Annotated in this window: 22 protein-coding genes; 7 read left to right on the top strand and 15 right to left on the bottom strand. The window is 64.1% G+C overall.

Annotation, left to right across the window (positions count from 1 at the left end; translation table 11 throughout):
* Nucleotides 1-9: 9 nt before the first annotated feature.
* From AB0H00_RS17030 to AB0H00_RS17065, 8 genes are all read right to left on the bottom strand, one after another.
* Nucleotides 10-792 (bottom strand): hypothetical protein, encoded by a 783-nt coding sequence (locus AB0H00_RS17030; RefSeq protein WP_357266844.1) that lies wholly within the window; start codon nucleotides 790-792, stop codon nucleotides 10-12.
* Nucleotides 792-1,115 (bottom strand): hypothetical protein, encoded by a 324-nt coding sequence (locus AB0H00_RS17035; RefSeq protein ID WP_357266847.1) that lies wholly within the window; start codon nucleotides 1,113-1,115, stop codon nucleotides 792-794. The genes AB0H00_RS17030 and AB0H00_RS17035 overlap by 1 nt, the downstream gene beginning before the upstream one ends.
* Nucleotides 1,115-1,774 (bottom strand): hypothetical protein, encoded by a 660-nt coding sequence (locus AB0H00_RS17040; protein ID WP_357266850.1) that lies wholly within the window; start codon nucleotides 1,772-1,774, stop codon nucleotides 1,115-1,117. Before AB0H00_RS17040 ends, AB0H00_RS17035 begins: the two co-directional genes overlap by 1 nt.
* Nucleotides 1,775-1,972: 198 nt before the next feature.
* Complete coding sequence (locus tag AB0H00_RS17045) at nucleotides 1,973-3,247, bottom strand: hypothetical protein (protein ID WP_357266853.1); 1,275 nt, start codon at nucleotides 3,245-3,247, stop codon at nucleotides 1,973-1,975.
* The gene (locus AB0H00_RS17050) at nucleotides 3,247-3,630 is read right to left on the bottom strand and encodes a hypothetical protein (protein WP_357266856.1); all 384 of its coding nucleotides are present in this window, start codon (nucleotides 3,628-3,630) and stop codon (nucleotides 3,247-3,249) included. The genes AB0H00_RS17045 and AB0H00_RS17050 overlap by 1 nt, the downstream gene beginning before the upstream one ends.
* Before the next feature lie 15 nt (nucleotides 3,631-3,645).
* A complete protein-coding gene (locus tag AB0H00_RS17055) occupies nucleotides 3,646-4,170 on the bottom strand; it encodes a DUF3558 domain-containing protein (protein WP_357266859.1) in 525 nt (174 codons plus the stop codon).
* Between the two features lie 230 nt (nucleotides 4,171-4,400).
* Complete coding sequence (locus AB0H00_RS17060) at nucleotides 4,401-4,613, bottom strand: DUF397 domain-containing protein (protein ID WP_357266862.1); 213 nt, start codon at nucleotides 4,611-4,613, stop codon at nucleotides 4,401-4,403.
* The gene (locus tag AB0H00_RS17065; RefSeq protein ID WP_357266865.1) at nucleotides 4,610-5,485 is read right to left on the bottom strand and encodes a helix-turn-helix transcriptional regulator; all 876 of its coding nucleotides are present in this window, start codon (nucleotides 5,483-5,485) and stop codon (nucleotides 4,610-4,612) included. The genes AB0H00_RS17060 and AB0H00_RS17065 overlap by 4 nt, the downstream gene beginning before the upstream one ends.
* A gap of 161 nt (nucleotides 5,486-5,646) precedes the next feature.
* Between AB0H00_RS17065 and AB0H00_RS17070 the strand changes: the two genes are divergently transcribed.
* The 7 genes from AB0H00_RS17070 (at nucleotide 5,647) to AB0H00_RS17100 (ending at nucleotide 10,324) form a co-directional block, all read left to right on the top strand.
* Nucleotides 5,647-6,057, top strand: coding sequence for a hypothetical protein (locus AB0H00_RS17070; protein ID WP_357266868.1), 411 nt, complete (start codon nucleotides 5,647-5,649; stop codon nucleotides 6,055-6,057).
* Nucleotides 6,054-6,362: a hypothetical protein gene (locus AB0H00_RS17075; RefSeq protein WP_357266871.1), complete on the top strand. Its 309-nt coding sequence runs from the start codon at nucleotides 6,054-6,056 to the stop codon at nucleotides 6,360-6,362. Before AB0H00_RS17070 ends, AB0H00_RS17075 begins: the two co-directional genes overlap by 4 nt.
* 51 nt (nucleotides 6,363-6,413) lie before the next feature.
* Nucleotides 6,414-6,677, top strand: coding sequence for a hypothetical protein (locus AB0H00_RS17080; protein WP_357266874.1), 264 nt, complete (start codon nucleotides 6,414-6,416; stop codon nucleotides 6,675-6,677).
* 265 nt (nucleotides 6,678-6,942) lie between these two features.
* Nucleotides 6,943-7,491 (top strand): hypothetical protein, encoded by a 549-nt coding sequence (locus AB0H00_RS17085; RefSeq protein WP_357266877.1) that lies wholly within the window; start codon nucleotides 6,943-6,945, stop codon nucleotides 7,489-7,491.
* A gap of 435 nt (nucleotides 7,492-7,926) precedes the next feature.
* A complete protein-coding gene (locus tag AB0H00_RS17090) occupies nucleotides 7,927-8,580 on the top strand; it encodes a Uma2 family endonuclease (protein WP_357266880.1) in 654 nt (217 codons plus the stop codon).
* A 238-nt stretch (nucleotides 8,581-8,818) separates the two neighbouring features.
* Complete coding sequence (locus AB0H00_RS17095) at nucleotides 8,819-9,358, top strand: GNAT family N-acetyltransferase (protein ID WP_357266883.1); 540 nt, start codon at nucleotides 8,819-8,821, stop codon at nucleotides 9,356-9,358.
* A gap of 99 nt (nucleotides 9,359-9,457) precedes the next feature.
* Nucleotides 9,458-10,324: a hypothetical protein gene (locus AB0H00_RS17100; protein WP_357266886.1), complete on the top strand. Its 867-nt coding sequence runs from the start codon at nucleotides 9,458-9,460 to the stop codon at nucleotides 10,322-10,324.
* A 12-nt stretch (nucleotides 10,325-10,336) separates the two neighbouring features.
* Here the strand turns inward: AB0H00_RS17100 and AB0H00_RS17105 are convergent, their stop codons facing one another.
* From AB0H00_RS17105 to AB0H00_RS17135, 7 genes are all read right to left on the bottom strand, one after another.
* On the bottom strand, nucleotides 10,337-11,470 hold the full coding sequence (locus AB0H00_RS17105) for an SCO2521 family protein (protein ID WP_357266889.1): 1,134 nt from the start codon (nucleotides 11,468-11,470) through the stop codon (nucleotides 10,337-10,339).
* A 1-nt stretch (nucleotide 11,471) separates the two neighbouring features.
* On the bottom strand, nucleotides 11,472-12,485 hold the full coding sequence (locus AB0H00_RS17110; RefSeq protein WP_357266892.1) for an SCO2522 family protein: 1,014 nt from the start codon (nucleotides 12,483-12,485) through the stop codon (nucleotides 11,472-11,474).
* Nucleotides 12,486-12,539: 54 nt separating this feature from the next.
* The gene (locus AB0H00_RS17115; RefSeq protein ID WP_357266895.1) at nucleotides 12,540-13,451 is read right to left on the bottom strand and encodes an SCO2523 family variant P-loop protein; all 912 of its coding nucleotides are present in this window, start codon (nucleotides 13,449-13,451) and stop codon (nucleotides 12,540-12,542) included.
* Nucleotides 13,452-13,455: 4 nt separating this feature from the next.
* The gene (locus tag AB0H00_RS17120) at nucleotides 13,456-15,348 is read right to left on the bottom strand and encodes an SCO2524 family protein (RefSeq protein ID WP_357266898.1); all 1,893 of its coding nucleotides are present in this window, start codon (nucleotides 15,346-15,348) and stop codon (nucleotides 13,456-13,458) included.
* 172 nt (nucleotides 15,349-15,520) lie between these two features.
* Nucleotides 15,521-16,372, bottom strand: coding sequence for a TIGR02569 family protein (locus tag AB0H00_RS17125; RefSeq protein ID WP_357266901.1), 852 nt, complete (start codon nucleotides 16,370-16,372; stop codon nucleotides 15,521-15,523).
* Between the two features lie 103 nt (nucleotides 16,373-16,475).
* Nucleotides 16,476-17,660, bottom strand: a complete 1,185-nt coding sequence (gene moeZ / locus AB0H00_RS17130) for an adenylyltransferase/sulfurtransferase MoeZ (RefSeq protein WP_357266904.1) — start codon at nucleotides 17,658-17,660, stop codon at nucleotides 16,476-16,478.
* 203 nt (nucleotides 17,661-17,863) lie between these two features.
* The gene (locus tag AB0H00_RS17135; RefSeq protein WP_357266907.1) at nucleotides 17,864-19,042 is read right to left on the bottom strand and encodes a DUF3152 domain-containing protein; all 1,179 of its coding nucleotides are present in this window, start codon (nucleotides 19,040-19,042) and stop codon (nucleotides 17,864-17,866) included.
* Nucleotides 19,043-19,134 lie beyond the last annotated feature (92 nt).

Raw genomic sequence — 19,134 nt, forward strand, 5'->3', positions numbered from 1 at the left:
CAACCGTATTTACTCAGCCAATTTCCATTCCGTCTTGTCATCGAACCCATCGGCTACCGATTCGGGCCAGTGATCCTTGCCGTCCGCTCCAGTCGGAAATCCGGGTGGATGGTTTACTATGTTCTTGAGTTCGTTCGATGATATAAACACCTTTGACTGAAGTTCGAAGAAGCTAGTGATAGTCCCTGCAACAAGTTCAACGGCGGTAACTATTGCGTCGTTGAACTTGTCTATCCCCCAGGGCGCTCCGACAACGGATGCGATCTCCTCCAAGGCAATCACCAGCTGAGCGAGCAGAGTCGCCAATTTGTCAATAATTTGCTTGTAGAAATTTCGGCCTTCAGCCGCTAGTGTCAAAAGTTCTGTATGAACTTTTTGGCACATGTCGGCTATGCTGATCATGGCCGCCGCCTGATAGGCCCTTGATTCTTTGAATTTCGTGTAAGCAGTCCCGTCCCAGTGTCCTTCCATACTCAGAGCGGGCCTGCCTTGAATACTGTAAACCCGCGATACTTCATTTCCCACCAATTGCCACTTCGCCGCATAGTCCATAAATAACAACGGTGCGGCTATTCCTTCGGCAGCTTCTTCGAGTTTCTCCAGCAGCGTCTTCAGATTTTCTTGCGCCTCGTCTCTGACGTCGGTATACATCAGGTAGGCTGACGTCCACGCCCATTTAAGTTTGTCGAACTTGTCATTCAGCTTGGCCGGTTGCTTTTTGACTTCATCAAGCTTCGCCCTGAATTCTTCGACGATTCCATCGAGTTCCTCTTTGGTAGTGGTTTCGCCCATTATATTGTGAAGTCCATTTCTCCGGCGAGCTTGTTAGTACTCTGCTCTTGTTCCGTTTGCTGTTGTTCGTAGGTGCTCGCTACGGTGTGCAGGGCGTTTCCAACCTGCTCAGCCGCGGCGGCTCCTTCCCTGAGACGCTCCTGAATGTATGCAGCCGCCAGGGAATACGAGCTCCACGCGCCAGCGAAGAGACCGAACTGTATCGCCGAGTATTTCAGCTCATCAATCGATGTTGCCGCATTTCGTAATCCCGGGGCAACATCATTGATCCACGCCTTGGATGCGTTCTCGAGAAGCTGGAGTTCTACTTTTAGATCAGCCATCAGATTTCATTCCGTATTAATTGTTGTTCGTGCCGGATCAGGCGATCCGTCAGTTCTTGGTCGGTCTCTTGGTCCAGGTAGATGTCCCGAACCAGTTTCGGCTTCTTCGCTCGAACCTGAGCGCAGCATTCCAGGATGTCTTGCGCGATGACTGTCCCGTCCACTGTCATGGCCCAGCTCGTGTCGATGGTGATCGATAGAAGTGCCGACCGCGTTGCGGTGACTGTTAGACCGGGCTCGTCATACTGGTTGTATCCGGGGCCGCGGACAGTGTATTCAGTATCCACGAAGAGGCTATTCCATGTCCTACGGAATTCTTCGTAGGTGCGCTTCTGCAGGAGCAGGGGCACGACCTCACGTAAGGATGGTTGAGTCGAAGGTGGTCGCTTACCGGACTCGACAAGAAGAACTGCCCGCTCGTAGAGGGCATAATGATAGGCGTCCATGATCGACTTGCCGTATTGCGATGGCTCGAATGCGTCCTTCCAGCGACGGCTCAGTTTTATATTTATCGGTAAGCGATCGTCACCGATTTCCACCTCAACTAGAGAAGATTTCTGTGGCGGCGTGAATGCGGCTTCGTCGGATTCACCGTTCTGAGCCGAATAGTCATCCATGTCATCCGGATCGTCGCCATAGAGGTAGTGATTCGAGGCCATACATACTCCTTTCCGATCTACTCGAGATGCCGATCGAGTCGGCCCCGACTGTGGGCAGTTTCAATGGACTGGCTGTCGTGGACTGCGACGGACAGGGCAGCACGTCGCGGCCAGTGGACTCCCATAGGGTTCGTAATTCGAACCAGATGAACGGCAATCTCCGCACTTCGGGCATGGAAATGTCCCTATCGTGCCGGGCTATTCGCCGATGACCGGCGGTACCGCCTTGGGCATGTTATCCAGCCCGGTGAGCTCATCTCCGTGTTCCTGAGTGACCAGGTAGTCCGGAATGCCCTTGCTGGATTCGTCATCGGACTTGCCGCCGCGCGCACCAGGTCCCGTTCCGCCCGGCATGCCGCCCATGCTGGAGCGGCCAGGAGCGGTTCCTGACCGCGCGGCGGCCGCGGTCGCGCTGGAGTTGTTCGGTGTGCCCGGAATCGAACGCCCCGGGCTTGGCACCGGGGCACCCGGCCCGGTGGGAGTTCCGGTGCTGCTCGGCGTGCCGAGATGCGGGTTGCCAGCGGTGCTGGACGTAGTGGTTGAGGCGGGAGTGGTCGAAGCCGGTGTCGTAAACGCGGGATCGGAGCTGGTCGACTGTGGTGTCCCGGCGTCCGTGGGCTGGGTGCTCGAAGGAGTGGTCGAGTCGTCAGAGGAGTCTGTGCCGAGAGGATTCGAGCCGGGGGATGGTGTGCCCGATGGGTTTCCGCTACCGGTATTCGTGCCACCGGTGTTGCTTCCATTGTCGGCACCGCCCGGGTTCGTGGCGGGCGCCGGACGGGGTATCACAGGCACATTGGTATCGGACTCCATCACGACCGGGGCGTACACGGTGCGCAGCACCCGCAATGCCTCGATCTTGGAATTGTGCTCGGCGACATCATCATTGCGCCAGCTGCGCCCGGCCAGAAGGCCGATCGCGTTATCCACTCCGCTGCGATGTTCCGGTGCATGCGGGACCAGTTGTTTGGTCGGTTCCAACCCGGTCTGCAATTCGGCCAACTTGCTGCTGGTCAGCCGGGCCGCATTCGTGACCTGCGCGCCTTGATCGGCGTAGTCACGGACGCCGCTCGCCGCCGCGTCGCGCGCTTCGCCCCGCCACACACTCTCATCGGTGGCCCGAGCCATCGCCAAGGTGAAAGTTTCCAGTGAAGTCTGATGCCGATCGGCGATGGTGTTCCACGCGGACACCAGGTCGCTGACCGCCTGCAGATCGATCTGATCGACCTTACTGCGCAGCGTCCTGACGTCGTGCCTTTCGAACTCGTCCGCATCGAGAACTTCCCTCGGCCGGAATTCTCCCTGGAAGCCGAGACCGGCAGCTCTGCTGCGCACGTCGTCCCGCTGCCGGTTGTATGTGTCCTGCACAGCATATGGATCGGCATCGGGCTGCACGCGGAAGATCCAGTCCGTGACATTGCGCAGCACTGTCAAACCCAGGTCCTCGACCGCCGGGTTACTGAATGGGTTACCCATTAGCCCACCTGCTCGGTGGTATTCGCGATCTGTGCCGCGTTCTCGATGTCGCGACCGGTGATGCGCTTGAACGAGATCGCCATGACCTCACGCATGTTCTTCACGGTTTCGATGTGTTCGTTGATCACCTGGTCGATCGAGTGATCCTCGCCGGTAGCCTGTTTCAGAAACTTCTTGACCAGGCCATCCGCCATCTTGAAATCACCGAAACCGGAGACATTCTGGGTTCTGCGAGTCAATCTGCGCATTGCTTCCAGATCGGCGATACGCTGGTCGCATGCCAACGCGCAGTGGTATGCGGCGTTCTCGTCATCGAGGTACAGTTCCCCGGCCCGAGCTTGGCTGGTGAATCGACTCCACAGCGCCGCGTTGTCCTCACTCATATAACCCCTCCCCGATCAGCGCGGTAGTACAGGCACTATCGACTCGCCGACGCGATATACGACTGTGCACGGGTCCTCGAGACCGTCCATGGCAGCTCGGTTCATGATGGCTAATTGGACGACGCCCTGGGACGTGGGGAACAGGACATCGCAATCGAGGTACATCGACGCGCCCTCGACCCTGAACTGCCGACCTTGACGTCCCGCGACCGTCACATCCTGAAAATTGACGTTCCCAGGCTTGCGTTCGAACTCTGCGGCCGTGCGACCAGTTGAATACACCGTAATGGAGTACTTGGATCCATCCCAGCTACAGATCTCCCAACCGGACTGGTGCACTCCACCGATACCAGCCTCCTCGGTCGCCGGATCGACTCCCGCCGCCCGCAACGCTTCATCGGAAATACCCGTGCACGGGTTGAACAGGGCGTTGACTGTAGTGGTGCTTGTGGTGGGTGACCCGCTCGTGGTGTCCCCACACCCAACGACACCCAACGCAAGCCCGAAACCGAGCAGCATCAACGTGATTCGGCGCCCCATCCCCACCCTCTCGACCCGTGACGGCTCAGATTGCGGCCACTCTAGCAGACGCCTCGCTGATCTGGCTTGGCCGCGACTCAGCCATCATCCCGCGCCTGAGATGCATGGAAGGACGGAAGGACAGCACCTCAATGAGGGTTTCTGGGTGACGGTGCGTCGCGTGGCTCGGTTGGATAGGACGATGCGCACCCGCCATACTTCTTCGCTAATTCCGAGACCAATCGCCTGGATCAGGCAGTGGGCCTGCGGAACTCTCCGTCCTTCACGACAGCGGCGAAAGCATCCCACTCGCCCGGCGCGAAGACCAGCGCCGGACCCGACGGGTTCTTCGAATCGCGGACACCGACGGAACCGGCGGCGAGCCACGCGACTTCCACACACGCCTCGCCGCCACCACTGCGGCTCGACTTGAACCACTTCGCGCCGGATAGCTCGATGCTCACTGTTCGTATCTCCTTGCGATGTGCCGGAGTAGATCTCTCGATGGTTGCTCTTCCAGTGCAGCACACCGGAGCTTGTCATGAATCGAACGAAAGCGTCTGATGTCGTCGTCTTCTTCGAAAATCATGGTTCCTATTGCACCCTCGATGTAGACGACGGGCGGCTCACTGTGCGGGAAGTCGACCGCGATGTACGGCGGTATCGCCAAACCGGCAGGGAAACCAGCAGTAAACGGAACGATTCGGATCGAGATGTTATCCCGTGTACCCATGTCTGCAACATGCCGAAGTTGTGAAGCCATGGTCCGATTAGAGCCGACAACCGTACGCAGCACCGTCTCATGAAGTAGAAATTCGGCTCGCACTGGCTTGTGTCGACGGGTAAGTATCGCCGATCGTTGCACTCGCAAAGCTACACGCCGATTCACTTCGTCAACGGTGTCAGTCGCCGTATACGTTTCGACATTCCGTGCGTACTCGGCAGTTTGCAATAGCCCAGGTATGACAAGCGATTGGAAGAAGTGTAATTCTGTTGCCGCAACTTCCAATTGGAGATACGTGTTGAATCCCGGTCGAATCAGGTGCCGGTAGTCCTGCCACCACACCTTCGTACTGGCCTGTGTTACAAGCGTCTTCAGATACTCTGTCCGATCTTCCGAAAGTCCATAGTACTGACAGATGAATTCGACATCCCGAACCTTGACCTTCTCGTTCTGACCGAGTTCGAGCCGACTGAGCGTGGACCGGCTGATCTCCAGAACTTCGGCTACTTGTTCGAGGGTGTGGCCGCTGGCCTGACGCGCGTCGCGCAGCGCCCGGCCCAGCTGGCGACGCGGCAGCGTCGTCCTGCTGAGGTCTGACTTCGTACCCACCACTCCGCTGTGTCCTCCCCTTGTTCTCACGATGCGACCTGCGTTTTCCCACGGCGAGAGTCGTCGTGCACCGAACTCGGGAAACGCTCAGGGCGTACGCATGGATTGCCGTGCTCCGGCGATTTCGAGTCCGCCTTCATCAGCACACTCCGCAGCATAAGGGCATGTCCGACGACACGAAAGAGAACTTCGAACGTTCGCAAACTCCATTGGCAGAACCGATTTCGCCCGATAACCGCGCCCAACCGAACGCGGTGGGGTTTGTGCGGGCCGAGGTGTCGGGCCTCCATGCGCCCCGGCACGCGGTCGCCGTCCAACGGCACGCCCGCTCATTGGGCTATCGGTACGTGTACACCGTCACTCCCCCTGGCGACAACGCCGATCCGATCGGGTTCGTGCTGGCTGTCGCGGCCGGGTTGGGCGTGGCCGCGATCGTGGTCTTCGACCTGGCCCAGGTCGATGACCAGCCCGCACGGGTCTGCGAGGACTTCGACCTGGAGACAGTGTGCCCGCCGGGCACGTGGGCACGGGTCACGTCACGAACTCACACCGTTGCGAAGGTGGTGGAGCGATGAAGCAGGATGCTCTGCTTACCCCCCACACCGATGTGCGGCTGGCACATGAGCAGATGCGGGTGCATCGGGTCTGGCGGGCCGAACGGTGTGTGTGGAATGCGGCGGCGTATCGCACGCTGGGATCGGGAGGACGGCCTGCGCCGCAGACGGTGAGCCCGCGCGAACGCGCCGCCGCGCGCGGTGTGCAGTTCCCGCCGCCGGATGAGCCCGGCCGCACCGACCGGAGCCCGGTCGCGCACACGCGGCAAGAGGTGCTGAAACGGCTCTCGGATTCAGCCACACCACCGGAACCGTTCCGGGGGTGAAAACGGTTGCGTCGGACCACGATCGGAAACACACACGCAGGTTGGCGACTGGTGGGGCATCGCATCGAAATCCTGTTCTTTCGCGACGACGCCGACCCCACGTCCGCCTACCGACTGCGCAATGACGGCGAAACTGTCCCGATTCCGTTGGGGCAGTGTGGGTTTGTCGCGTTCGACGAGCGCGCGTTACCGGATCTCGCTCAGGTGCGGGAGTGGTTCCCGCGCCACTTCCGGCTGTGGGACGCGGTACGCGCCCAATTCTGGGAGGCGTTGCTGCCCCCAAGCGGCGCCCGCGGCTCGACGAGTGGCACGTGACTGCGCCATAGCGCGAGTAGGCCCCTCCGTGGTGTGCCAGTCATCAGAACCGCAGACCTCCCCGTCCTACTCCACCCGCCGCACGCGGCGGCCGAATCGCCTGACCGCACCAGCGACCCGATGTGGGTCACCTACCCGAAAGAGGGAAATGCACAAGCGACGTAATCGCCAGCGGCACAATTCGAAAGCACTGCGGAAACCGACGCCGACATGGTCCACCATCCGATACCCGCCCCGTGCCACGATCGACGCGATACTCAGGGCCATGATGGCCGAACGCAACGCCGATACGGCCGACCCGAATATCGACACCATTCATTTCTGGGGCTTCGCCAGTGCGGACAACCTCGTCACGCAAGAGATGGCCCACACCGCGATAGTCCTCGATCCTGACGCCGAGCGCTCACCGATCCTGGATTCGGCCGAATGGCTGATGCGGAGACTCCCCGGCCGCCTGTGGGGGTTCGGGTTGGCGTACCGGACGGTCGGCGAGATGTTCAGCGGATCCGACGGCGTGCCCGAGGACGCGATTCAGGCGGCAAGGGCGGGCAGGCTGAACGAACGCGCCGGGGCCGACGAGATGTGCGCGGCAACGATTTTCGATGCCCGCGGACGCTCGTACACCGCACTGACCTACGCACACCTACCGGATCTGGGGCCGACACCTACCTGGGTCAACGACACACGCAATTCCACCGACACCTGGATTGCCCTGTTCGATCAGCGTGCCGTGGCGGCGCACGTTTGGGCGGCGGCGATAACGCTGGACCCGGACGGCAATCACGCCACCATAGCCCGGCTACGGACGCCATGAGGATGCGGAACTGACGCCTTCCGGCGGCGTACCGGGTTCGATCTGGGACTGGCAGCCTGCGCAAGTGGCGGCGGTCGCCGAACATCACGTCTCGCAGCACGAGCAGCGTCCAGCGATCGCCGAGCACCTCGACCGCGGCGTTGATAGGGCAGCCGGAGCGCGGCCCGTCGGGTGGGGATCTGCTGCTCGCCGCTCGTTCCAGCTCGCTTGTCTGGGCCACCGACCCTCAGGCTCCGCCATTCGCCGAAATTGGCGGTACAGCTGTCCTGGTTTGCCCGAAAAGCTCGATCCAGGCTGCCCCGCACCCACGGACCTACAAGCGAAAGGCACTCCATCTCCGCGCCCGTGGAACCCGCTCGAAACAAGCCGACCAGGCCCGACCTCAACTGCCACTCGGTCGCCCCCGAGGTGGGGCAGGTCATCTACCATCGCGGCATGCCTGCCCCGCGTACCGAGCGGCCGGACCTCCCCGAGTACATGACCTGGGAGGAGCTGGAGCGACTCCCGGAGGAAATCGCAGGCCAGATCGAGTTGTGGAACGGCCGCGTGGTGTGGGTTCGCCGTGACCCCTCCGAACATGAAATTTTCACGAATCTGATGTGGAACGCCTTGCGCCGCTGCGCCAGGAACGACATGTCGGAGCACACGCAGCATTGCTGGCGCGTCACGACGGAGACGAATATTTTCCTCGGCCGCAGCGGCAAGTCCGACTTCCTGACTCCCGACTTCCTCCTCCACCGGTGTCTCGAAACCCCGTACCAGGATGTCCGTGGCGGCGATGCCCTGCTGGTCGGCGAAGTCCTGTCCCCATCCAACACCCAGGCTGATATCGAGGCGAAGAAGGCTCGCTACGCGAGCGCCGGAATACCTTGGTACTGGGAAATCACCCTGGCTCGCGAAGCGAGCGCCATAGCGATCATCCGTGCCTACGCACTCGAGACCGGGCATGCCCAACTCCCGGACGGAGTTCGTCCGCTCCATGCGACCAACTACCTCATGGTCGGCGAATGGGCGCCCGGCGATTCGAACAGCATCGAGATCGACTTTCCCTTTCCGATCGCCATTTCCTGGTCCGAACTCGAATTCTGAACGCGCGACCTACACCATCGTCCGCGACAACGGCCGGTGGCGGATCGCGGCCGTGCAGAAGACCCAGCGCACACCGCTCATGGAAGTCATCTCCTTCAGGTGCCAGCCGGCCAGCCCGTCCGCCCGCTGATGGCCACCCCCACGGCTCTGCATGTTTGGCTTCGGCCGTCTCCACCCCGGAACCACGCGAGCGCTCTACTCTGGAAGCGAACTCACGCCGGGGTGGAGAGGTGAGGATGTGAACATCGCGAAAAGACTTGGGACACCGGTGTTCCGGTCTGCGCTGCTGGACGATCTCGCGGATATCGCCACACTCGAGCAGACGGAGTTCGCGGACCTGGCGTACCCATACTTCGCGTTGCGTCAGCTCTTCGATCTGCACGGAACGCAGTGGGTGGTCGCTGATCTCGACGGCACGGTCTGCGGCTATGCGATGGTGGCGCTCGGCTCGCCGCAGTGCGCCTGGGTGATCGGCCTCGCGGTCGCGCCACAATGCCGTGGCCGCGGCTACGGACGGGCGCTGATGGACGGCGCGCTGGCCCGCTGCCGGGTGGCCCAGGTAGACGAGGTGTTCCTCACCGTCCGGCCCACCGATCAATCGGCGTCGAACCTGTACAAGAATTCCGGATTCGTCTGGGCCGGACACGAAGAGCGCTACTTCGGCGCCGGCGAGCCCCGCGACGTTCTGGTTCGCCGAATCCAGTACCGCCCCAGTACACCGTCGATCACCGATCCGACCTCGGACGTCTGGCGCAAGCGCGGTCCGAGCTCGGAGTAGTCGACGAATTCCGTTGCTATGGTGGGTATCACGGCGCTTTGTTGCGCAGGCCCGGGGGGAGGAACACCCATTACCGAATTCGAAGATCCGGTCACCCACGTGCAGTTCGGGAATTCACCCGACATCTGGATCGATCAGCATGCGACGGGCTACGCCCAGGAAGTCGCGGACTACCTGGACGAGTTGACTGCCAGGACCAGACGACCGGACGAGAAGCCGCTCCTGGATTCGTTCAACAATCACGTCGAAAAGGTGGTCACCGCCTTCGATCATTCGAAGATCAAGCATCGTGGCGACAGCCTGCTCTTCTCCGACATCTACGCGGCGGCCGACGACACCACCACCGCAATGGACGAGGTCCTGCAGCGGGCGCACATCGAACTGCTGATGGCACTGCTGGCCGCGGAGGTCGAGCTGCGCGGCCCGCTACGCCTCAGCCGCACCCAGAACATGCGGCTGGCCGACACGTACGAGCAGCTCGGCCATCGCCTCCTCTCGGCCGAATTGCCCGGTCAGAAGGCCAAGACGTTTCTCCCCGGGCACGCGGCCATGGCCTTTCTGCGCGCCTCGGGTCTGCACGCACTCAATGAAGACATCGACGCGCAGGACCGCTGCGGCCTCGCGCTGGCCAGAGCGCGCAGGACGGCGATCTATCCGGCCTGGCGCCGCACCGCCGGGTGGGCCTCGGACCTGATGTGTGGCTACGGCTACCGGCCGTTCCGGCTGCTCGTCTGGATCGCCGCACTACTGCTCGTGTTCACCGTCGCGCTGTGGCTGAGCACGCCCATTCCGATCACCACATCGCTGCACATGTGCCTGATCAACTTCCTCAATCCGCTCGGCCTCGGCGATATCGAAAAGGTCAGCCGGGCCGGGCACGTCTTGCTCCTCATCGAGTCGTACGCCGGGATCGTCTCCACCTCGGTGTTTTTCGCGCTACTCGTCCGCCGATGGTTCCGGCTGTGACCGCACCTGAGCTCAATCCGGTGTGTTTATCTTGGAGGGGCGCATGGCGGCAAGGGTCGCCGCCGACATCCGGTCGCGCAGCTGACCCACCTGGGCCTGCCATTCCCGGGTGAAGCCAGGGTTGCGCTCCACTTGTTCCCATAGGCCGCGCAGCGCCCCGGGCGTGTGCGCGCCAGGCATCCAGAGGTGTGCCAGATGCGTGAGCAGCGGCGCGATGATTTCGGCCGATTCCGTGCTGGACGGCGGGTGGAGGTCGGCCTCCTCGACTACCGCGCGGGCGACCGTCAGCAGCCAGTCGTGCAGCGCGAGATCCTCGCAGAAACGGCGCGCAACCGCGAGTTCCGACTCGTCGTGCACCGTCACCAGCACGGTGCGCACCAGTTCGTCCTGCAACTGGAACCTCAGGATCGGCTGCGGCACGTCGGCGATTCGCGCGGCCCAGCGCAGGCGCGCCGTCCGCGTCTGCATCGGCGCATGCTGATCGAGCCCCATGTCCATCCGGATCCTGGCGAGCAGCCGCTGACTGATCGAGGCCAGATCCAAGGTGCCGTCGGGCTGCTCGCCCGGGGCGAGGAAACAGTCGGCCAGCTCACCACCGGTCTCGTCGGTGACCCGCGAGATCACCTCCATCACCCCTACTCGGGTCAGATAGTGCGCCCAGGTCTGCCGCTGACGTGTCTCGGCGGGAACGACCGTGGTGTGCGCCGAACTCTGCAGCACCCGTCCACCGACGACCACCGCGTTGGTGGCCACCGTCCCGACCGCTCGGACGCCGCCGCGCGGCCGGGTGGCCAGCTGGCAATCGACCCCGACCGCGATGGTCGGCGACGTGGCCAGCGTCGTCGGCCGCTCGCGCCACGGCATCTTTTCGCCGGGAATCAGTGCGAGCAGTTCCTCCAACATGTCGCGGCTCAGCGCCGTCGAATCCGGCACCAGACAGGTGCGAACCTCACCGAGCAGGATCAGCGGCCGGGTACCGGCAGCCGCGGGCGTCGGGGACTTTTCGGAGACTGCGCGCGGGGTCCTTCCGGCCAGTGGTGGCTGCCGGACCGACCGGCGGCCCCGGGGCATTGCCGGCCGCCGACGCAGCCTTCTGCCGTGCGAGGGCCGATCCGGGTCGGAACCGAAGTCCGATGCTTCGCCCATATCAAGATCCATCCAGCAGCAGGTGGCTGATCCGCTCGGTCACCTTGCGCGGCACCATGATCGGGACGTCCTCGTCGGTGCCCCGCGCGATGACCTGATCGACCACTTCTTCCTCGAGATCGATGTGATCGAGGATTACCCGCACCGCGTGTTCGATACCCAGGTACCGCTGCGGCAGCAGCGACAGCGAGCGGTAGGCGGCGAAGGGTTTGGCCTGCGGGTTGAGTTTCACCACGGCCGGCATCTCCCACCAATGCTGCGGCCACCCGTCCTCCGGCCGCCACAGCTGCGGATCCACGACGGGTTCACCGTCGTAGCGCAGCATCCCGAGCCGCAGCAGCTGCCAGATCGAGGCAAGGAAGGGGCACGACCATTTGGTGTGAACCTCCGCCCGCCCGTTCACCTTCTTGGTCTGCTTGGTCCACATCTGCACGTCGAGGAAGATCGAATGCTCGCGCCTGCCGAACTCCTCAGGCGGCTCGTACGGCAGGCGATGCATGGCCTGGCCCGGCTCGTCGTCGGAAGCGCGGCGCCCGTTGCACAGCCAGCCGGACTCCGCGGTGGGCGGACGACGCCCGGTCGAGCCCTCCGGCGGCTCGGCCACGATACGCGCGGCGACCATTTCGGCCAATTGGATGCGGCGCTCACCGGTCGAGCCGGACGGCGTCTCCCAGCAGCCTGCCTCGCGTGCCAAATAGTCGATGGTCACCCCGCAGTGCGCGGCGGCGCCGAGCAACTGGCCGAGGATCTCGCTCGGGTCGGTATCGTGCCGAAAATAGTCATCGATCAGGAAGCAGGTGCTCACCCGCACCCGTGGCCCGAACTCGGCCTTCGCGGCTGCGGTGAAAGCCGTGATCAACGGTGCGATCTTGCGGAACTGTGCGCGGATGCGCTCCTCGCCGTTGCTGAGATCGTTCATGTAGAAATGACCCACCTCGATGGACAGGTGGGACAACGGAACCTGGGCGATCCGGGTACGCTCGGTCGCTTCGCTATAGCCTGCTACGTAGTCCACGGGGATCGAAACCCTTCTAGGATGGCGCTTTCGGAAGCAGCGGCGAGTTCGGATCTATTCCCAGGTGGCCGCGTGCACGAGGCGACCGGCAAGCTGGTTGAAGGCGGCGGCGGTCTCCTCGTTGGCGATGCTGTTGGCCACATCGGCGTCGAGAATGATCTGCTCACGCCATTGCAGCACAGGCTCCACCGGTGTCTTGCCGAGCAGCGATGTCGCGCCGAGCCGATTCTTCCCGGCCAGCGTGACCAATGCTCCGTTCTGTTCTTGCAACCACTTGACCTGGGCCGCACCGGGACCACCGGTCATCTCGTTCAATTGTGGCACCGCGGTGCGCACGTAGCGAATGTTGGCGAGCAGCTTCTGCGGGTCGTGTTTCCACTGACCGCCGGTCTCCAGCAATCCGTGCGGACCGTGCACCAACCCGCTCGCCGCCAGGATGTGCTGGCGGGTCCAGCGGTGGAAGACCAGCCACCGCACCGTCTTCGAGGCCAGCTGCGGCGCCGCTGTGGCCCGCAGCACCAGCTCCATCGCCAGCGAGCGGCCCGCGCTCAGGTCCACGAAACAGACCTTGAATTCCTGTTCGAGGCCGACGAGGAGTTCCGTGCAGCGCTTGACCACCTCGTCGTTGATACTGTCGAACTCGGCGCCGCCTTCGTCACCAGGAAACAGTACGAGCCGTCCAGTCCTGGTCCGCATCTTGCGCAGGCCACTGCGATCGGTCTTGGCGCGCACGTCGATCTGCCGGGCAATACCGTTCTTCCCGAGCAGATACTCGTGCAGTCCGTCCCCCTCGGGAGTTCCCCGCTCCACCGAACCGATTTCGAACAAGGCGCCCGCGGTCGGCGAACCGAAGTCGAAATCGAGATAGACCACGCTCATCCCACTGAGGCACAGACGGTAGGCGAGGTTGCAGCTGGTCACCGAACGTCCGGTGCCGCCCTTGTCGGAGGTCGCGAACACGATCATGCGATTACGTGCTCCTTGTCGCGTCCATGCGGGCATAGGCCAGTTTGTGCAGTTCACGTAGCGCGTCGGCGGCGAGCACGAACGCGGTGCCCGCCTGTCTGCGAACCACCAGTTGCCTGGCTTGCTCCAGGTGCTCTTCCACCCGGTCCAGGGTGATCCTATTCTCCGAGAAGTCCTCGATACTGACGCCGAGCATTTCCTGGTTGAGCAAGTGCTCGGCCTCGTTGAGCAGTTCGACCGCGCGCACCACCATCGCGCGGGAGGTCAGCGGGGGCTCGCGGAACGTCCGGTCCGCGGTGACCAGGCATTCGATCACGCGTTCTGTCATGTACCAGGACGGATCGGTCTCCCGCGGCGTCCCGTTGCCGAAGACGCCGGCGGGATCGTCCCAGAGCCCGGACGCCTTGCCGGAGCTGATCATTCGCGCTTCCAGATGATCCATTGTCGATTTGGCCAGATCCATCAGCCGGTCGCGGGCCGTGATGTCGCCGGAGAGACGGGCGGCCTGCAACGTTCGCTTCAACAGCACCGCGGCGAAGTCGGAGACCTCCCAGTGCAACAGCGGCCCGTTGTCCACGGTTTCACTGCCGCGCAAGGACAATCGCACGCCGGGCGCGTGCAGCTCCACCGCGGGATCGTCACGCGTGGTCCTGCGGATGATCCGTCCACGCCTGGCCAGTTCATCGAAAATCGATACGGCTCTGGTCAAGTCGTCGTCGGAGGCGGTTCGGGCGATCAGGTCCTGGATCAGCACAGCGGACACGATGAGACTGAAGTAGTCCGATTCCTCGCCGTCGGAGGTGCGCCACGGGATATCCTCCAGCGGCCACGAACCGGACCCGAATCGGGCGACCGTCGACCAGTAGCGCTGAGTCAGGTCCCAGCGGATGCGCAGTGCCTCGGCCAGCCGATACTGCTGTTCATCGAGCAAGTCCAGTTCCCTGGTGCGCTGGGAGATCAGGTCGTTGATGCCGTCGAGCGCGATGACGGTGAAATACAGGTAGGGGCGCGGATCGGCGACACCGGGTTTTCTGGCGATGTCGCTGTCCACGAAGCCGACCGGCGCGGCCTCGCGGACCAGTCCCCAGCTCCAGCCGCATTCGAACAGCAGATCCTCGTCGTCGAGCTCGGTGTCCGGCGTCTGGCCGAGCGTGATGTCATTGCGCAGCCGCGCGCGGACCCGCTCCAGGCTGCGCGTGATGCCCTCGGCGACCGTTTTCTCGGGTAGGTCGCTCTGATTGAGCATGCCCAGCATCACTTGTCCGGCATCGGATTTGGGCTCGACGGTCGTGACGACGAAACTGCGCACCAGCCCGGTCATCGCGGCGGTGAGACGGGTGCTGAGCCTGGCGGCGAGCTTCTCGATCCGTTCGGTGAGGCTGCCGCGGGCCTCCGCGCGCACCCAGCCCTCGTAGACCCGGAGGAAGCGCAGCCCGGCGAGACACAGTGTCAGCGACATGGAGTAGGAGTCGACGACCTCGATACCCCGCTGCGCCGCAGTAGGTTCCCGCTCGTCGGCCGAGCGCAGGTAGCTGCCCGCGGCGAAGATGGGCTCGCCGTCCGGTTCGCCGGCACTATCCGGTTCGAAGTCCGGCCCCAAGCGTTGGGTGTTGCGCAGGATGTACTCCTCCAGCAACGTGACTACGACGGTGCCGATCTTCGTCTGGCCGCCGAACGGCGAGAGCACCGAACTGACGTCGTCGGCCATGCTGTCCGGACGATCCAGTGCGAGGCTTTCGATCTCGGTCGCAGGATAGAGCAAGCACAGCAACTGCTCGGAATCACTGATCGAGTTGGCGGGCTCGCGACCATCCCAGCGCCACTCGGCGCCGTTCCAGGATTGGGTCAGCACGGATCGCCACAGATCCAGAATCTGTTGCCTCGGTTGAATTCTCACCTGCCGCCGTCCTCACCCCTCGTCGCGGGCCGCGCTGGCCTCCAGCCCAGCAGAGACCCACGGCGGCGATACTGCGCAAAACTTATCACGGGTGGCAGGCGCGGCGTCGGGCTCCGCGCGATTCGATATCGCGCTGCGCGCACAACCATTCCGTACAGCAGATATTCCGAATTCAGAGCATGAGGCGCACCATGTCGGCGGTGCGCGCGAGACCGGGGAACGCCTCGGGCGTCGAGCGCGGGTGCAGTGCGTGTACCGCCAGCCGGAACATGACCGCCCGCAACAACATCTGCGACCACTCCGGCAGATCCGCCCAGCGCTCGAGCAACCCTTCGTCCGCGCCGCCCCAGGCCAGCGCATCGACCACGATCACGCCCGCCGCCCACGGTGCGGGCCGCCAATACGGCGTGATGTCGGTGAGGCCGGGCAGGTGGGAGCCCGCGAAAAGCACGGTACCGAACAGGTCGCCGTGCACCACTTGCGCGGGCGCCCGCACCGGCTTGCGCAGCGTGGCGAGCTGACCGATCAGCTCCATGCTGCGTTGGCCGTCCGGAGAGGTAGACAGCAGCGCACCGCCCGCGCGGAGGCTGCGCAGCGGCACCGCCTCCCAGGCGGCGCGGTCCGCGGCGACGAACACATCCACATCCACCCACGGCGCGACCGGCGGCTGCACGAGAAAACGCGGCCGCTCCAGCGTCGCCGTGGCCTGATGCAGTCGCAGTGACAACAACACCACCTCGTCGTGGCGCGGTTCGGGGGTGCCCTCCAGGTAGGTATCCGCCCGCCAGCCCGACACGACGTAGCGGCCATCGGTCGCGCGCACCGGACGGGCCACCCGCAGCCCGTCCACCTTCAGCGTCTCGCGCACCTTCGCCGACCACGCCGCGCGCGCGTGATCCGCGACCGGACTGAGCACCACGTCCCCTAGGCGCCAGCCACCGTCCCAGTCACCCAGCGCAACCGGGGTCACTTCGCGCAGACCGAACGTGGCACGCACGTGCTCGGGTGGTTCCACAGAAGTCACGGCCGTACCGTACGCTGTGTTGGTTTTGGCGCGCCTTCGGCGCGCCGTGTTCGCGGCCCCCTTATGGCTCGCGTCCGAGCGGCCATGCGCGGCCGAACACTGCTCAGTACACCGGCAGGGACTTGTCGACCTGGTTGGCCCAGGCGATGATGCCGCCCTGCAGATGTGTGGCGTCGGAGAAACCCGCGCGCTTGAGGGCGGCCAGCGCCTCGGCGGAGCGGATACCGGTTTTGCAGTGCAACACGATCGGACGGTTCTGCGGCAACTCGGACAGCGCCTCACCGGACAGGATGCGGTCCTTCGGGATCAGCTTGGCGCCCTCGATGTGCACGATGTCCCACTCGACCGGCTCGCGCACGTCGATCAGCTCGATCTCCTTGCCCGCGTCGATCAGATCCTCGAGCTCACGCGCGGTGATCGTAGACCCGGCGGCGGCCACCTGGCCTTCCTCGGACACCACGCCGCAGAACGCCTCGTAGTCGATCAGCTCGGTGATCGGCTGACGCTCCGGATCGCGGCGGAGCTTGATCGTCCGGTAGTTCATGTCCAGTGCGTCGTACACCATCAGCCTGCCCAGCAGCGGCTCGCCGATGCCGGTGATCAGTTTGATCGCCTCGGTGACCATCACCGAGCCGATCGACGCGCACAGCACGCCGAGCACGCCGCCCTCGGCGCAGGACGGCACCATGCCGGGCGGCGGCGCCTCCGGGTACAGGTCGCGATAGTTGATGCCGCGGCCGTCCGGCGCGTCCTCCCAGAACACCGAGACCTGGCCCTCGAAGCGGTAGATCGAGCCCCACACGTAGGGCTTGCCCGCCAGCACCGCGGCGTCGTTGACCAGGTAGCGGGTGGCGAAGTTGTCGGTGCCGTCGACGATCAGGTCGTACTCGCTGAACAGCTCGACCGCGTTGTCCGGCTCCAGGCGGATCTTGTGCAGCCGGACCTCGATGCCGGAGTTGATCTCCAGAATGGAATCGCGCGCGCTGTCGGCCTTCGCGCGGCCGATGTCGGATTCACCATGGATGATCTGACGCTGCAGGTTGGAGGCGTCCACCTCGTCGAACTCGACGATGCCCAGGGTGCCGACACCCGCGGCGGCCAGGTACAGCAGGGCGGGCGAGCCCAGCCCACCGGCGCCGATCACCAGCACCTTGGCGTTCTTCAGCCGCTTCTGCCCGTCCACGCCCAGATCCGGGATGATCAGGTGACGGCTGTAGCGGGCTACTTCGTCCCTGGTCAGCTCCGCGGCCGGCTCGACAAGTGGCGGCAGGGACTTCGGTGATGACACGTCCAGGACTCCTCGAATCGCGTTGGCCGATCGCAGCGGCAGTTGGCCCCTTTACGGGCTGCTCCCCTGTGCAACACCGCTGACCGAACCGTTCTTCCCCGCACATCGTCCCGCATCACCACCCTGCAGCGGTAGCCGCCCTACCCGGCGCGAGAGGTCGACGGTGTTCTGCGAGCGCTACCGCCCGCGGCTCATTCGACCACCTACCCGCGCGGGTAGGGCCACGGGTTGAAGCGGCAGCGCTTGCCATCCATCGGGACGACGCCGTCGGGGTCGAGGGTGGCGATGTCGTTGTTGTACGTGCCGAAGGTCTGCTGCATCATCACCGGCGCCAATCCGCCGTCGGTCTCGCACGGCTGATGGTGGTGGTAGCCGATGGCGTGGCCGACCTCATGGTTGATCTGGTACTGCCGATACGAGCCGATGTCGCCTTCGAAGGCCAGCGCCCCACGGACCCAGCGGACCTCGGAGAGCACCACGCGGCGGCTGTCGGCGTTGTAGCACGACGTGTCGATCGGAATGTCGAAACCGCATTCCTTGCGGCTGGATTCGCGCGAGGTGAGCGAGATGCGGAAGTCCGCGGCGCCCTGATCGACGCGGCGGAACGCGAACTTGCGGTCGTGCGCCCAGCTCTTCGGATTGGCGAGGGTGGAGTCCACCATTTTGGCGAACGACTCGTCGCCGCCGAAACCGGAGGCGTCCACGCCGTCCTCGATCTCGACGGTGTAGCGGAAGACGTTCGTTCCGGTGCCGATCTGGGCGGTGCTGCCCGGTACCACGCGCCAGCTGCCCGTGCCGGTCACGGCGAACGCACCACCCTCGGGCAGCGCCCCGGTCGGCAGATCGGTGGGAAAGTGTCCGTCTCCCGGCGGGGCTCCGATAATGCCCGCGGTCGCGGTGTGCGGGCTGAGCTGTCCGAGTCCGGGAGCCCCGCCCGCGCCTTCCGCGGTGTCGGTGCTGCGGATCGCGTCCGCGACTACAAGAACGGTGATCACGAAAAGCACCGGGAGGGCGTACGCCCGCCAGCCATAGGTGGAGACGAATCTGCCGAGTGCGCTTTGCTTCTTCGCATCCCGCTCGGGGCGACCCCGCGCTCTACCCTCGTCGGGTGCGGTGGGATCCCAGCGGGCACGCAGCGGTTGGTGTGATCGGTCGTCTGTGCTGTACAGGCCGAGCGGATCGTAGATCTCGACGCCGTCGCGATCGCGCGGCGGTGGGTTCGAATCGGCCTGCTGCCCAGGGGGTTCGGTGGTTCGAGTCGAGCGCTTCCGGTCGCCGGACCCACCGCCCCGGCCTGGTGATCCGCCATCGGCCCCGGACCTTGCCGCGGCGTCGGGTCGAGCCGCTTCACCCGATTTCGCGTCTGGCCCGGTTCTCGCCATGGGGCCCGACACTACGGAACCGGACGCGCCGGAGCCAGCGGGGCGGCGGGCTCCGCGCCTCCCGCCGGACGGTCTTTCCGGTCGGTCGGACA

Source organism: Nocardia sp. NPDC023852 (assembly GCF_040639505.1).
GTDB lineage: Bacteria > Actinomycetota > Actinomycetes > Mycobacteriales > Mycobacteriaceae > Nocardia.

Bases quoted from the DNA above. Each gene is read 5' to 3' on its own strand.
- AB0H00_RS17045 (WP_357266853.1), bottom strand. From the start codon at position 3,247: ATGGGTAACCCATTCAGTAACCCGGCGGTCGAGGACCTGGGTTTGACA.
- AB0H00_RS17035 (WP_357266847.1), bottom strand. From the start codon at position 1,115: ATGGCTGATCTAAAAGTAGAACTCCAGCTTCTCGAGAACGCATCCAAG.
- AB0H00_RS17040 (WP_357266850.1), bottom strand. From the start codon at position 1,774: ATGGCCTCGAATCACTACCTCTATGGCGACGATCCGGATGACATGGAT.
- AB0H00_RS17135 (WP_357266907.1), bottom strand. From the start codon at position 19,042: ATGGCGAGAACCGGGCCAGACGCGAAATCGGGTGAAGCGGCTCGACCC.
- AB0H00_RS17050 (WP_357266856.1), bottom strand. From the start codon at position 3,630: ATGAGTGAGGACAACGCGGCGCTGTGGAGTCGATTCACCAGCCAAGCT.
- AB0H00_RS17090 (WP_357266880.1), top strand. From the start codon at position 7,927: ATGCCTGCCCCGCGTACCGAGCGGCCGGACCTCCCCGAGTACATGACC.
- AB0H00_RS17070 (WP_357266868.1), top strand. From the start codon at position 5,647: ATGTCCGACGACACGAAAGAGAACTTCGAACGTTCGCAAACTCCATTG.
- AB0H00_RS17085 (WP_357266877.1), top strand. From the start codon at position 6,943: ATGATGGCCGAACGCAACGCCGATACGGCCGACCCGAATATCGACACC.
- AB0H00_RS17055 (WP_357266859.1), bottom strand. From the start codon at position 4,170: ATGGGGCGCCGAATCACGTTGATGCTGCTCGGTTTCGGGCTTGCGTTG.
- AB0H00_RS17075 (WP_357266871.1), top strand. From the start codon at position 6,054: ATGAAGCAGGATGCTCTGCTTACCCCCCACACCGATGTGCGGCTGGCA.
- AB0H00_RS17030 (WP_357266844.1), bottom strand. From the start codon at position 792: ATGGGCGAAACCACTACCAAAGAGGAACTCGATGGAATCGTCGAAGAA.
- AB0H00_RS17115 (WP_357266895.1), bottom strand. From the start codon at position 13,451: ATGATCGTGTTCGCGACCTCCGACAAGGGCGGCACCGGACGTTCGGTG.
- AB0H00_RS17105 (WP_357266889.1), bottom strand. From the start codon at position 11,470: ATGGGCGAAGCATCGGACTTCGGTTCCGACCCGGATCGGCCCTCGCAC.